We start from the raw sequence: 12,067 nt of genomic DNA, 5'->3' as shown, positions 1-12,067 counted from the left end.
AAAGCTTCCGCGTCCTTAGATGCAGCAGGGTCGGAACAATTTCAACCGGGCGGCCCCGGCGGGCTTGTTGGGCGCGGGGGCACCGGTGCCGGGGGCGCCTCAGCTGGGCGCACGGCCAAGCTGCTGGCCCGGCCGCAGCAGCCGGCTCGCGGCGAATGCCTCCGCGCTGAGCCGCCGGCCGCCTTCCCGCTGCAGCTCGGTGATGCGCAACAGGCCTGCCCCCGTGCCCACCTGCACGCCTTCCCGACCGACGGCGACCACCCGCCCGGGCGGCGCCTCGCCCGCCTCGGCACGGGCAAACCAGATGCGCAGGCGCTCGCCGTCGAGCCAGGTGTAGGCCACGGGAAAGGGATTGTAGGCACGCACCGCCCGGGCAATGGTCTCGGCGGACTGGTTCCAGTCGATCAGGGCCTCCTCCTTGGTGAGCTTGGGCGCGTAGGTGGCAAGCCCTTCGTCCTGGGGCACCGGCACCAGGCTGTCGAGCCGGTCCAGGGCTTCCACGATGGCCTCGGCACCCAGGGCGGCCAGCCGGTCGTGGAGCGTCTGGGCAGTATCCTCGGGCTCGATGGCACAGGGCTTCCGGAGCAGCATGGGCCCGGTGTCCAGCCCCTCGTCCATCTGCATGATGGTGATGCCCGTCTCGGCATCCCCCGCGAGCAGGGCGCGCTGGATGGGAGCCGCGCCGCGCCAGCGCGGCAAAAGGGACGCATGGATGTTGAGGCAACCCCGGGTTGGAATGTCCAGCACCGCCCGGGGCAGGATCAGCCCGTAGGCGGCCACCACCATCACTTCCGGATGAATCTTGCGTAAGGTTTCCTGCAGCGCGGCCTCCCGCAGGCTCGCCGGCTGGGCCAGGGCAAGGCCGTGTTCCAGCGCCAGGGCCTTGACGGGGCTGGGTTTTGGCTTGAGACCGCGGCCCGCCGGGCGGTCCGGCTGGGTGAGCACCAGGGCGATGTCGTGCCCGGCAGCGATTAAGGATTTCAGCGCGGCGGCCGCAAATTCCGGCGTGCCCGCAAACACGAGCTGCATGGCCGCCTCACATGGTCTCGCGCTGGCGTTTCCTGAGCTTTTGCTTGATGCGGTTCTGTTTCAGGCGGGACAGATACTCGACGAACACCTTGCCCTGGAGATGATCCATCTCATGCTGGATGCACACCGCAAGCAGACCCTCGGCGTCGAGGGTGAAGGGCTGGCCGTTGCGGTCCAGGGCGCGCACCGTGATGCGCGCCGCCCGGGTCACGCGGTCGTAGATGCCGGGTACGGACAGACAGCCTTCCTCGTGTTCGGCCTGCCCTTCCACGCGCAAAAGCTCCGGATTGATGAGCACCAGCAGTTGGTCGCGGGTTTCCGAGACGTCGATGACGATCACCCGTTCGTGTACGTCCACCTGGGTGGCGGCCAGGCCGATGCCGGGCGCGGCATACATGGTTTCGGCCATGTCGTCCACCAGCCTGCGGATGCGGTCGTCCACCACCGCCACGGGTTTGGCCACCGTGTGCAGACGTTCATCCGGGTAATGTAGGATTTTTAATATCGCCATCGAAAAAACGCTTGCCCAGTGAAGCTTTTATATGCAGAATTTAAACCAAACTCCAGCATCCGGATTGCATAAGGCCGCACGTTTTGGCTGGAGTTCCCCGCCATTGCACGTCGATCGAGGGTGCCCATGCGCAAAGCCATTATAACGTTGCTCGTCATCGGCAGTTTTGTTTCCCCGGGCGCCCGCGCGCAGGAGGCGCAGGTCAAGGACGGCGCGCCCGAGCGCTACGTGGTGGTCAAGGGCGATACCCTGTGGGGCATCGCCGGCAAGTTTTTGGACCAGCCCTGGCGCTGGCCGGAGATCTGGCAGCTCAACCGCGACCAGATCCGCAATCCCCACCGCATCTATCCCGGCGATGTGGTGGTGCTGGAGCGCCTGGCCGACGGCAAGGCCCGCCTGCGCCTGGTGAAGAACCAGAAATACACGGGCCGCGAGACGGTGGTCCTTACGCCTTCCGCACGCATCGAACCCCATCCGGACACACCGCCCATTCCCGTGATCTCTCCGGCGGACATCGGGCCCTTCCTGTCCCAGCCGCTGGTGATCGAGAAGGATGGTCTGGCCGGTGCGCCCGAGATCGTCGCCTCCGAGGAGAACCGGGTGGTCATCGGTGCCGGCAACCGGGCCTATGTGACCGGGCTCAAGCCGGGCGATCCCCAGCAGTGGCAGGTGTTCCGGCCCGGCCGAGCCCTGGTGGACCCCGACACCCAGGAGATCCTGGGCTATGAGGCGGTCTATCTGGGCGAAGCCCGGGTGAAGCGTTTTGGCGAGACCTCCACGATCGAGATTCTGCGCGCGGTGGCCGAGATCAACCGGGGCGACCGCCTGGTGCGCGTGAGCGAAGGCGAGCTCAGCAACTTCGTGCCCCACGCCCCGGACCGGCCCGTCCGGGGACGCATCGTCTCGGTGTATTCGGGCGTGGCGGAAGCCGGGCCCAAGGCCATCGTCGCCCTCAACCGGGGCAGCCGGGACGGTCTGGAAAGGGGCCAGGTGCTGGCCATCTACCGCCACGGGATGACCGTGCCCGTGGCAGAGAACAAGGCCAAGGAGCCCCGGCCCCTGCGCAACTGGCACCAGACCGAGTGCCTGAAGAAAGACGCAAAGATCAGTTTCGACCAGTTCTATGACCGCGCCCAGGCCTGGGGCCCCTGCCCGCCGGAGGATGCCGACAAGGCGACGGTCACCCTGCCGGAGGAGCGCTACGGTCTGCTCCTGGTGTTCCGCACCTTCGACCGGGTGGCCTACGCGTTGGTGATGCAGGCGGCGTCTGCGGTCCATCAGGGAGACGTGGTCACCAACCCCTGAGGCCGTCGTCCCGCTCGAGCCGATGAGCGTCGCCGACGAACGCCTGGACTGGGTCGGCCTCTCCCTCATTCCCGGCCTGTCCCAGGAGCGTTTCCGCCGGCTGCTCGCCGCTTTCGGAACCCCCGACCGCATCCTGGCCACGGCGCCCCCGGCCCTGGCCAAGGTGGTGGAGCCGGAACTCGCCCAGGCCATCGCCGCGCGCCGGTTCGACCCGGCCATCCTGGAGGCCACGGCCCGCTGGCTGGAGGATCCGGCCAACCAGATCCTCACCCTGGCGGATGCCGCCTATCCCCGGAGCCTGTTGGAGATCCCGGATCCGCCACCGCTTCTCTACCTGAAGGGCGACCCGGCCCTGCTTGCGCGCCCGGGCTTCGCCATCGTCGGCAGCCGCCACGCCACGGCGCAGGGATGCCGCGATGCCCAGGCCTTTGCCGAGGCCCTGTCCCGGGCGGGATTCTGCATCGTGAGCGGCCTGGCCCTGGGGGTGGATGCCGCCGCCCACGAAGGGGGGCTGGCCGGGGGCGGCGGCAGCATCGCCGTGGTGGGCACGGGACTGGACATCGTCTATCCCGCCGCCAACCGTAGCCTGGCCCACCGCCTGGCCGAGGACGGACTCCTGGTGTCGGAATTCTGCCTGGGAACACCTGCCCGGGCCCAGAACTTTCCCCGCCGCAACCGCCTCATCAGCGGACTCGCCCGCGGGGTGCTGGTGGTGGAAGCCGCCCTGAAGAGTGGTTCCCTGATCACGGCCCGCCTCGCGGCGGAACAGGGGCGCGAGGTGTTTGCCTTGCCCGGCTCCATCCATTCGCCCCTGAGCAAGGGGTGTCACCGCCTGATCAAAGAGGGCGCGAAACTGGTGGAAAGCGCCCAGGACATCCTGGACGAACTGGGCTGGCGGGCGCGCGCGCCCGACCCCGCCCCAGCCGGGGAGACGCCCCTGTCCCGGGAGGCCGAGGCGTGTCTGCGCGCCCTCGGCCACGCCCCCCTCGGCCTGGACAGTCTGGTCACGCGCACAGGGTTGACGCCCGAAAGGCTTTCCTCCATCCTGCTGGAACTGGAGCTGGCGGGCCGCGTGGCCGCGCTTCCCGGTGGCCTGTATCAGGCAATCCATTGAGTTCCCTTCCTACCATTGATCGGGAAGCGCCCGTGTTCGACATCCTCGTCTACCTCTTCGAAAACTACTTCGAAGTCGAGCTCGAGCCCGATCAAAGCAGGCTTGCGCGGGAACTGTCGGCCGCCGGCTTCGGGGATGCGGAAATCTCCCAGGCCTTCGACTGGTTCAGGGGACTGGCGACCCTGAGCGAGGCCGAAGGCTATGCCGAAAGCCTGGCCGGAAGCGACGCCCTGCGCTGCTATGCCGCGCCGGAGCAACTGCGGCTGGATACCGAAAGCCAGGGGCTGATCGCCTTCCTGGAAGCCTCGGGGGTCCTCACGCCCCTGGAGCGGGAGTGCGTGATCGACCGTGCCCTAGCCCTGAACGAGCCCCACGTCACCGCCGAGCAGCTGAAATGGATCGTGCTCATGGTGCTCTGGAGCCGGGGACGGGATTACGTCTTCATGGAAGATTTCCTCACCGGCCAAACCGGCGGCCGCCTGCACTGACCCCCCGTTCGGCTTGCCAGCCCGGGCTGTGAGCCCTTAATATCCGGCGCCCGACTTCTCCCGGTTCCCTCCGTCATGTCCCAGCGTCTGCTCATCGTCGAATCGCCCTCCAAGGCGAAGACCCTCAAGAAGTACCTCGGCAACGGCTTCGACGTGGTGGCCTCCTACGGGCACGTGCGGGATCTGGTTCCCAAGAGCGGGGCAGTGGATCCGGAGCACGGCTTCGCGATGAAGTATCAGCTCATCGAGCGCAACGCCAAGCATGTGGAAACCCTGGCCAAGGCGGTCAGGCAGGCGGACGAAATCCTGGTGGCCACCGACCCGGACCGGGAGGGCGAAGCCATTGCCTGGCATATTGCGGAGATCCTGCGGGAGAAAAAGCTGCTCAAGGACAAGCCCCTGAAACGGGTGGTGTTCTACGAGATCACCCAGAACGCGGTGAAGGAGGCCATCACCCATCCCCGGGACATTTCCATGCCCCTGGTGAACGCCCAGCAGGCCCGGCGTGCCCTGGACTATCTCGTGGGTTTCAATCTCTCGCCCCTGCTGTGGCGCAAGGTGCGCCGCGGGCTGTCGGCAGGCCGGGTGCAAAGCCCCGCCCTGCGCCTCATCGTGGAGCGGGAGCAGGAAATCGAGGCCTTCGTCAGCCGCGAGTACTGGAGCATCCATCTGCGCTCCCACAAGGGGCGCCAGAGCTTCGGCGCCAGGCTGTTCCAGTTCGAGGGACGCAAGCTCGAGCAGTTCGACCTGAGCGATGCCGCCACAGCCGACGGCGTGCTCGCCAAGCTGCGCGCCGCCGGTGAGGAAGCCATCGTGCGCGCCGTGGAGCGACGCAAGAAGACCCGGGCGCCGGCGCCCCCCTTCACCACCTCCACCCTGCAGCAGGAGGCGGTGCGCAAGCTGGGGTTCTCCGCGGAAAAGACCATGCGCATCGCCCAGCAGCTCTACGAGGGCGTGGACATCGGCGGCGGCGCGGTGGGCCTGATCACCTACATGCGCACCGACTCGGTGAACCTGGCCCAGGAGGCGGTGGAGGACATCCGGGCCTATATCGCCAGGCAGTTCGAGCCGGGCTATCTGCCCAAACAGCCGGTGACCTACAAAAACAAGTCGAAAAACGCCCAGGAGGCCCACGAGGCCATCCGCCCCACTTCCATTGCGCGCACGCCGCAGGAGATGCGCAAATACCTCACCGCGGAACAGGCTAAGCTCTACGAGATGATCTGGAAGCGGGCACTCGCTTCGCAGATGAGCCCGGCCAAATTCGACACCGTCAGCCTGGACATCGAGCTGGGCGCGGGCAACCTGTTCCGCGCCAGCGGCCAGACCATGACCTTCCCCGGTTTCATCGCCGTGTACCTCGAGGGAGAGGACGAGGCCCCGGAAGAGGAAGAAGGAGAAACCCGGCTGCCGTCCCTCGAGGAAGGGGAAGCCATTCCCGTGGACGAGCTGTTCGGGGAGCAGCACTTCACCCAGCCACCGCCCCGCTATTCGGAGGCGAGCCTGGTCAAGGCCCTGGAGGAGTACGGCATCGGGCGCCCGTCCACCTACGCCAGCATCATCTCCACCCTGCTCAAGCGCGAGTACGTGGTGCTGGACAAGAAACGCTTCGTGCCCACGGACGTGGGCCGGGTGGTGAACAAGTTCCTGACGGAACACTTCACGCGTTACGTGGACTACGATTTCACGGCGCGCCTGGAGGACCAGCTGGATGACATTTCCACCGGCAAGGAGGACTGGATCCCGGTTCTGGAGCGCTTCTGGCAGGACTTCTCGCGCCAGCTCGCGGAAAAGCAGGCCATCGCCCGCAAGGACGTCACCACCGAACAGCTCGACGAGGCCTGCCCCAAGTGCGGCAAGCCCCTGACGCTGCGCCTGGGCAAGCGGGGCCGCTTCATCGGCTGCACCGGCTATCCCGATTGCGACTACACCCGCAATGCCAATGAAACCGCCGCCGAGCAGGCGGCTGCGGCCCCCGCGGAAATGCTGGAGGGACGCCACTGTCCCAAATGCGGCAGCGGGCTGGTGATCAAGTCCGGACCCTACGGCAAGTTCATCGGCTGCGCAGCCTACCCCAAGTGCCGTTACATCGAGCCCCTGGAAAAGCCCCGGGACACGGGCATTGCCTGCCCGGAATGCGGCAAGGGCAGCCTCATCGAGCGCAAGAGCCGGTACGGCAAGCTGTTCTATTCCTGCAGCACCTACCCGGCGTGCAAGTACGCCGTTTGGAATCCCCCCCTGGCCGAGCCCTGTCCCCAGTGCGGCTGGCCCATCCTGACCCTGAAGACCACCAAGCGGCGCGGAACCGAAAAGGTCTGCCCACGCAAGGAATGCGGCTACAGCGAGGTGGTGACGCCCCCGGACAAGGGGTAATGAAAAAGGCCGCGTCGCCGCGGCCTTTTGGCTGGGAAGCCTAGACGTCGATGTTGCGCGCCACCAGGGCGTTGGTTTCGATGAAGGCGCGCCGGGGTTCCACGGCTTCCCCCATGAGGGTGGTGAAAATGTCGTCCGCCGCGATGGCGTCCTCGATCTGGACCTTGAGGAGACGGCGCACCGCGGGATTCATGGTGGTCTCCCACAGCTGCTCCGGATTCATCTCCCCCAGGCCTTTGTAGCGCTGGATCTGCAGGTTGCGCTGCACGTCTTCCATGAGCCAGTCCAGGGCCTGCTTGAAATCGGTGATGGCGATTTCCTTGTCGCCCCGGCGGATGCTGGCCCCCGGGCCCAGGAGACCTTGCAGGAGGTCGGCCGTGGCACGCAGCTGGGCGTAGTCGCCACTCTCCACGAAGTCCCGGTCCAGCGCGGAGACCTGCAGGTTGCCGTGATAGGTCCGGGTGATGACGATGCGGCAGCTCTCGGTGGCCTCGTTGTATTCGGCGCGCAGAGTCACTGCCGGATCGTTGAGCACGCCGGCCAGGGCGGCAGCCGAGCGTTGCGCCGCAGCCAGATCGGAAAGATCCAGGGCGGGCGCCTTGAGCAGTGCGTAAAGCGTTGATTTATCTATGACTTTGGACAAACGCTCGATGACCGCCTCGGACAGGAGATAGGACTTCGCCAGCCCTTCCAGGGCCTCGCCCGTGAGGGGCTGCGCTCCGGCTGCGGGGGTGAGCACCGTCTCGTGGAGCGCGAGTTCGAGCAGGTACTGCTTCAGTTCATGGTCGTCCTTGAGGTAGCGCTCCTGCTTGCCGTGCTTGACCCGGTACAAGGGCGGCTGGGCAATGTAGACGTAGCCCCGTTCGATCAGCTCCGGCATCTGGCGGTAAAAGAAGGTGAGGAGCAGCGTGCGGATGTGGGAGCCGTCCACGTCCGCATCGGTCATGATGATGATGCGGTGATAACGGGCCTTGTCCGGAGAATACTCGTCCTTGCCGATGCCGGTGCCCAGGGCGGTGATCAGGGCGGCGATCTCGGCCGAGGAAAGGAGCTTGTCGAAACGCGCCCGCTCCACGTTGAGGATCTTGCCCTTGAGGGGCAGGATCGCCTGAAACCTTCGGTCACGTCCCTGCTTGGCGGAGCCGCCGGCGGAATCGCCCTCCACGATGTAAAGCTCGGACTGGGCCGGGTCCCTTTCCTGGCAGTCTGCCAGCTTGCCGGGCAGTCCCATGGAATCCAAGACCCCCTTGCGACGGGTCATCTCCCGGGCCTTGCGCGCGGCCTCCCGGGCGCGCGCCGCCTCGATGATCTTGGAGGCGATGGCCTTGGCATCCGTGGGATGTTCCGCGAGGAATTCCCCCAGCTTGGCCGCGACGATTTCCTCGACCACCGGGCGCACCTCGGAGGAAACCAGCTTGTCCTTGGTCTGGCTGGAGAACTTGGGATTGGGCACCTTGACGGACAGCACGCAGGTGAGGCCTTCCCGCATGTCATCGCCGGTGGTTTCCACCTTGGCCTTCTTGGCCAGATCGCCGCCTTGGATGTAGTTGTTCAGGGTGCGGGTGAGGGCCGCGCGCAGGCCGGTGAGGTGGGTGCCGCCGTCCCGCTGGGGAATGTTGTTGGTGAAACATAGGACGTTTTCCTGGTAGGAGTCGTTCCACTGCATGGCGACTTCCACGGTGATGCCGTCCTTTTCGCCGCTGGCGTAGAAGATGTTGGGGTGGAGCACGGTCTTGGCTCGGTTCATGTACTCCACGAAACCCTTCACGCCACCGGAAAAGGCGAAGTTTTCCTCCTTGCCGGTGCGCTGGTCCACCAGGGTGATGGCCACCCCGTTGTTGAGGAAGGACAGTTCCCGCAGCCGGCGCGCGAGAATGTCGTAGTGGTATTCGATGGGGCCGAAGATTTCCTTGTCGGCCATGAAATGGACTTCGGTACCCCGCTGCCTGGTTTCGCCGATCACCCGCAGGGGTGCCACCGGCTCACCACGGCGGAATTCCATGAAATGCACCTTGCCGTCCCGGCGGATGGTGAGCTTCAGCCATTCGGACAGGGCATTGACCACGGAAACGCCCACCCCGTGCAGGCCGCCGGACACCTTGTAGGAATTGGAGTCGAACTTGCCGCCGGCGTGGAGCACCGTCATGATCACCTCCGCCGCCGACCGCCCTTCCTCGGGATGAATGTCGGTGGGGATGCCGCGCCCGTTGTCGGTGACGCTGATGGAGTTGTCCGTGTGGATGGTCACGCGGATTTCATTGCAATAGCCCGCCAGGGCTTCGTCGATGGCATTGTCCACCACCTCGAACACCATGTGGTGGAGGCCCGTGCCGTCGGCGGTGTCGCCAATGTACATGCCGGGACGCTTGCGCACGGCTTCCAGGCCCCGCAGCACCTTGATCGCCGAGGAATCGTAGCTCTGCGCCTCGAGGTCGGCCTTGTGCTGGTTGGCTTCCTGCTCGGTTTTGAAGCAGGCCACTTTCTCCTCGCCGGAAAAGACACACCACTCCCGGCCGGACTTCCTGACGTTCAAATCACTCATGGGGGTTTCCAAAGGGTCCTTGTTTCACGTGAAACATGTCAAATACGCATGGGCATCACCACATACTGGAAGCCCGGGTCATCGGGGACGGTCAGCAGCGCACTGCTGGAGGAATCGCCCAGCGCCCACTCCACTTCCCTGCTCTGCAGGTGGTTCAACACATCCAGCAGATAACTCACGTTGAATCCAATATCCAGGGCATCCCCCGCATATTCAATATCCAGCTCTTCCTGCGCTTCCTCCTGCTCCGCATTGTTGGAGAGGACCTTCAGGCTGTCCTTGGTGAGGACCAGCCGCACCCCCCGCACCTTTTCGTTGGACAGGATGGCGGCCCGCTGAAGCGCCTGCAGCAGGGTAAACCGGTCGATCCGGAAGCGGTTCCTGTAGCCGACGGGAATTACCCTCGTGTAGTCCGGGAACTTGCCGTCCACCACCTTGGAATCCAGCAGTATGCTGCCAAAGCTGAAATGCACCTGGTTTTTGCCCAGCCGGATACTCACCTCTTCGTCGGCATCGGACAACAGGCGCTGCAACTCCAGCACCGTCTTGCGGGGAACGATGATTTCCTGGGGTTCTCCCGAGGCCTGCTCCACCTCCCGTCGGCACAGGCTCAGGCGATGCCCGTCGGTGGCCACCACCCGCAGCTCCCCATTCCCCACCACCAGCAGCATGCCATTGAGGTAGTAGCGGATGTCTGCCTGGGCCATGGCGAACTGCACCAGATGGATGGCCTGGCGCAACGTCTTCTGGGTCAGGCGGATTTCCCGCTCGCTCCCGTCCCCGGCGGGGAAACGGGGGAAGTCCTCGGCCGGCAGGGTCTGCAGGGTGAACCGGCTCTTGCCGGCCCTGAGGAGGAGCCGCGAATCCTGCAGGTCCAGGCTGACCTGGGTCCCCTCCGGCAGGGCACGCAGGATGTCCTGCAGCTTGCGCGCCGAACAGGTGGTCTGAAAAGGCTGCTGGACCTCCACCGGCGCCGTCTCGGCATGGACCTGGATCTCCAGATCGGTGGCCAGGAACCCCAGCCGCCCGTCTTGCCCTTCCAGCAACACGTTGGACAGGATGGGCAGGGTGTGTTTCCGCTCGACAATGCCCGTGACGGCAGAAAGGCCCTTGAGCAGCGTTTCCCTGTCGGTCTGAGTCAATAGCATTGTTGTTTCTTTCCTGATGGTAAGTCTAATAAGCCTGCAGGATATGTGGAAAACTCAAAAAATTACAACCTTACAATAACTTAGCTTCAGATGGCCTGTGCATGGCACTGGGGATGGCCAAGGAATGGTTTTGTGGATGCTTTCTGTCCGCCTCCCCGGGGGACGACTTGTCCACAAAACGTCCCCAGTCCATCCCGGCTGCATCACCCCCGGAGCGTCTGCATCAGCAGGGCGAAATCCCGGTTTAGGGTTGGATCCTGGCTGCGCAGCTCCTCGATGCGCCGGCAGGCGTGTAGCACCGTGGTGTGATCGCGACCGCCGAAGGCATCGCCGATATCCGGCAGGCTGAGCTGGGTGAGTTCCTTGGCCAGGGCCATGGCGATCTGCCGCGGACGCGCCACCACCCGCGAGCGCTTTTTCGAGTACATCTCCGCCACCTTGATCTTGTAGTAGTCGGCCACGGTCTTCTGGATGTTTTCGATGGAAATCTGGCGGGTCTGCACCGCGAGCAGGTCCTTGAGGGCCTCCTTCGCCAGATCCACCGTGATGGGGTGGCCGGTGAAGCGCGAGTAAGCGACCACCCGCTTGAGCGCCCCTTCCAGTTCCCGCACGTTCGACTGGATCTGTTTGGCAATGAAGAAGGCCACGTCCTCGCCCAGGGCGACCTTCTCCCCTTCCGCCTTCTTGAGGAGGATGGCCACCCGCATCTCCAGTTCCGGTGGTTCGATCGCCACCGTGAGTCCCCAGCCGAAGCGGGACACCAGGCGGTCCTCGATGCCCTGCATCTCCTTGGGATAGGTGTCGCAGGTGATGATCACCTGCTTGTGTGCCTCGATCAGGGCGTTGAAGGCGTAGAAGAATTCCTCCTGGGTGCGGCTCTTGCCGGCAAAAAACTGGATGTCGTCGATCAGCAGCAGGTCCAGGGAATGGTAATAGCGCTTGAAGTCGTTGAAGGACTTGTGCTGATAGGCGCGCACCACGTCGGACACGTAGCGTTCCGCGTGGATATAGCTGATCTTGGCATGGCGGTTGTGTTCCAGCACCAGGTTCCCGATGGCCTGGATCAGATGGGTCTTGCCCAGCCCCACGCCACCGTACACGAACAGGGGGTTGTAGGCTGACCCCGGGTTTTCCGCCACCTGCAGGGCCGCCGCCCGGGCGAGCTGGTTGGCCTTGCCCGTGACGAAGTTGGCAAAAGTGAAGGCGGGATTGAGTCCGGAATGCCCTTCCCGCCCCGGCTTGGGGGGCGAGAAGGACTTGTTCTCAGGGGCAAAGGCCGGGGCCCGGGCCTCGGCCTGGCCCAGCACGACCTCGATGTTCACCGGACGCCCCAGTTCGGTCTCCGCCCATTCCTGGATGCGCCCCAGGAATTTGTCCTTCACCCACTGCTGCACGAAGCGGTTGGGCGCCAGCAGACGCACGCCTGCCTCGCCCCCTTCGGCCTGGAGGGGCTTGATCCAGGTGTTGAACTGCTGGGGCGTCAGCTCTTTGCTGAAGCGGTCGAGACAGCGCTGCCAAAAGCCATCCATCCGGTTCATGCCTCTTTAAGGTCTGTGC

9 protein-coding genes are annotated in these 12,067 nt (G+C 65.0%); 4 read left to right on the top strand and 5 right to left on the bottom strand.

Annotated elements, in window-relative coordinates:
* Positions 1-99: 99 nt before the first annotated feature.
* Together fmt and def are read right to left on the bottom strand one after the other, a co-directional pair.
* A complete protein-coding gene (gene fmt / locus ACZ42P_RS09425) occupies positions 100-1,029 on the bottom strand; it encodes a methionyl-tRNA formyltransferase (protein WP_464897302.1) in 930 nt (309 codons plus the stop codon).
* Positions 1,030-1,036: 7 nt separating this feature from the next.
* Positions 1,037-1,540, bottom strand: coding sequence for a peptide deformylase (def, locus tag ACZ42P_RS09420; protein ID WP_464897301.1), 504 nt, complete (start codon positions 1,538-1,540; stop codon positions 1,037-1,039).
* Positions 1,541-1,666: 126 nt separating this feature from the next.
* On the opposite strand from def, the gene ACZ42P_RS09415 reads away from it, so the two are divergent.
* The 4 genes from ACZ42P_RS09415 (at position 1,667) to topA (ending at position 6,820) form a co-directional block, all read left to right on the top strand.
* Positions 1,667-2,845 (top strand): LysM peptidoglycan-binding domain-containing protein, encoded by a 1,179-nt coding sequence (locus tag ACZ42P_RS09415; protein WP_464897300.1) that lies wholly within the window; start codon positions 1,667-1,669, stop codon positions 2,843-2,845.
* A gap of 22 nt (positions 2,846-2,867) precedes the next feature.
* Positions 2,868-3,959, top strand: coding sequence for a DNA-processing protein DprA (gene dprA, locus ACZ42P_RS09410; protein WP_464897299.1), 1,092 nt, complete (start codon positions 2,868-2,870; stop codon positions 3,957-3,959).
* Between the two features lie 32 nt (positions 3,960-3,991).
* Positions 3,992-4,447: a Smg family protein gene (locus ACZ42P_RS09405; protein WP_464897298.1), complete on the top strand. Its 456-nt coding sequence runs from the start codon at positions 3,992-3,994 to the stop codon at positions 4,445-4,447.
* Positions 4,448-4,522: 75 nt separating this feature from the next.
* Positions 4,523-6,820, top strand: coding sequence for a type I DNA topoisomerase (gene topA / locus ACZ42P_RS09400; RefSeq protein WP_464897297.1), 2,298 nt, complete (start codon positions 4,523-4,525; stop codon positions 6,818-6,820).
* Between the two features lie 40 nt (positions 6,821-6,860).
* Here the strand turns inward: topA and gyrB are convergent, their stop codons facing one another.
* From gyrB to dnaA, 3 genes are all read right to left on the bottom strand, one after another.
* Positions 6,861-9,362, bottom strand: a complete 2,502-nt coding sequence (gene gyrB / locus ACZ42P_RS09395) for a DNA topoisomerase (ATP-hydrolyzing) subunit B (RefSeq protein WP_464897296.1) — start codon at positions 9,360-9,362, stop codon at positions 6,861-6,863.
* A gap of 38 nt (positions 9,363-9,400) precedes the next feature.
* Entirely contained in the window at positions 9,401-10,510 is a 1,110-nt protein-coding gene (gene dnaN, locus ACZ42P_RS09390) for a DNA polymerase III subunit beta (protein ID WP_464897295.1), read from the bottom strand.
* Between the two features lie 203 nt (positions 10,511-10,713).
* Positions 10,714-12,039, bottom strand: a complete 1,326-nt coding sequence (gene dnaA, locus ACZ42P_RS09385) for a chromosomal replication initiator protein DnaA (protein ID WP_464897294.1) — start codon at positions 12,037-12,039, stop codon at positions 10,714-10,716.
* Between the last annotated feature and the right edge of the window lie 28 nt (positions 12,040-12,067).

This window comes from Thiobacter subterraneus (assembly GCF_055379455.1).
This window is presented reverse-complemented; position numbering and strand designations above follow the sequence as displayed.

What these genes read in the sequence shown, in the direction of transcription:
- dnaA (WP_464897294.1), bottom strand. Translation starts at nt 12,039, where the DNA reads ATGGATGGCTTTTGGCAGCGCTGTCTCGACCGCTTCAGCAAAGAGCTG.
- ACZ42P_RS09415 (WP_464897300.1), top strand. Translation starts at nt 1,667, where the DNA reads ATGCGCAAAGCCATTATAACGTTGCTCGTCATCGGCAGTTTTGTTTCC.
- dprA (WP_464897299.1), top strand. Translation starts at nt 2,868, where the DNA reads ATGAGCGTCGCCGACGAACGCCTGGACTGGGTCGGCCTCTCCCTCATT.
- gyrB (WP_464897296.1), bottom strand. Translation starts at nt 9,362, where the DNA reads ATGAGTGATTTGAACGTCAGGAAGTCCGGCCGGGAGTGGTGTGTCTTT.
- def (WP_464897301.1), bottom strand. Translation starts at nt 1,540, where the DNA reads ATGGCGATATTAAAAATCCTACATTACCCGGATGAACGTCTGCACACG.
- fmt (WP_464897302.1), bottom strand. Translation starts at nt 1,029, where the DNA reads ATGCAGCTCGTGTTTGCGGGCACGCCGGAATTTGCGGCCGCCGCGCTG.
- dnaN (WP_464897295.1), bottom strand. Translation starts at nt 10,510, where the DNA reads ATGCTATTGACTCAGACCGACAGGGAAACGCTGCTCAAGGGCCTTTCT.
- topA (WP_464897297.1), top strand. Translation starts at nt 4,523, where the DNA reads ATGTCCCAGCGTCTGCTCATCGTCGAATCGCCCTCCAAGGCGAAGACC.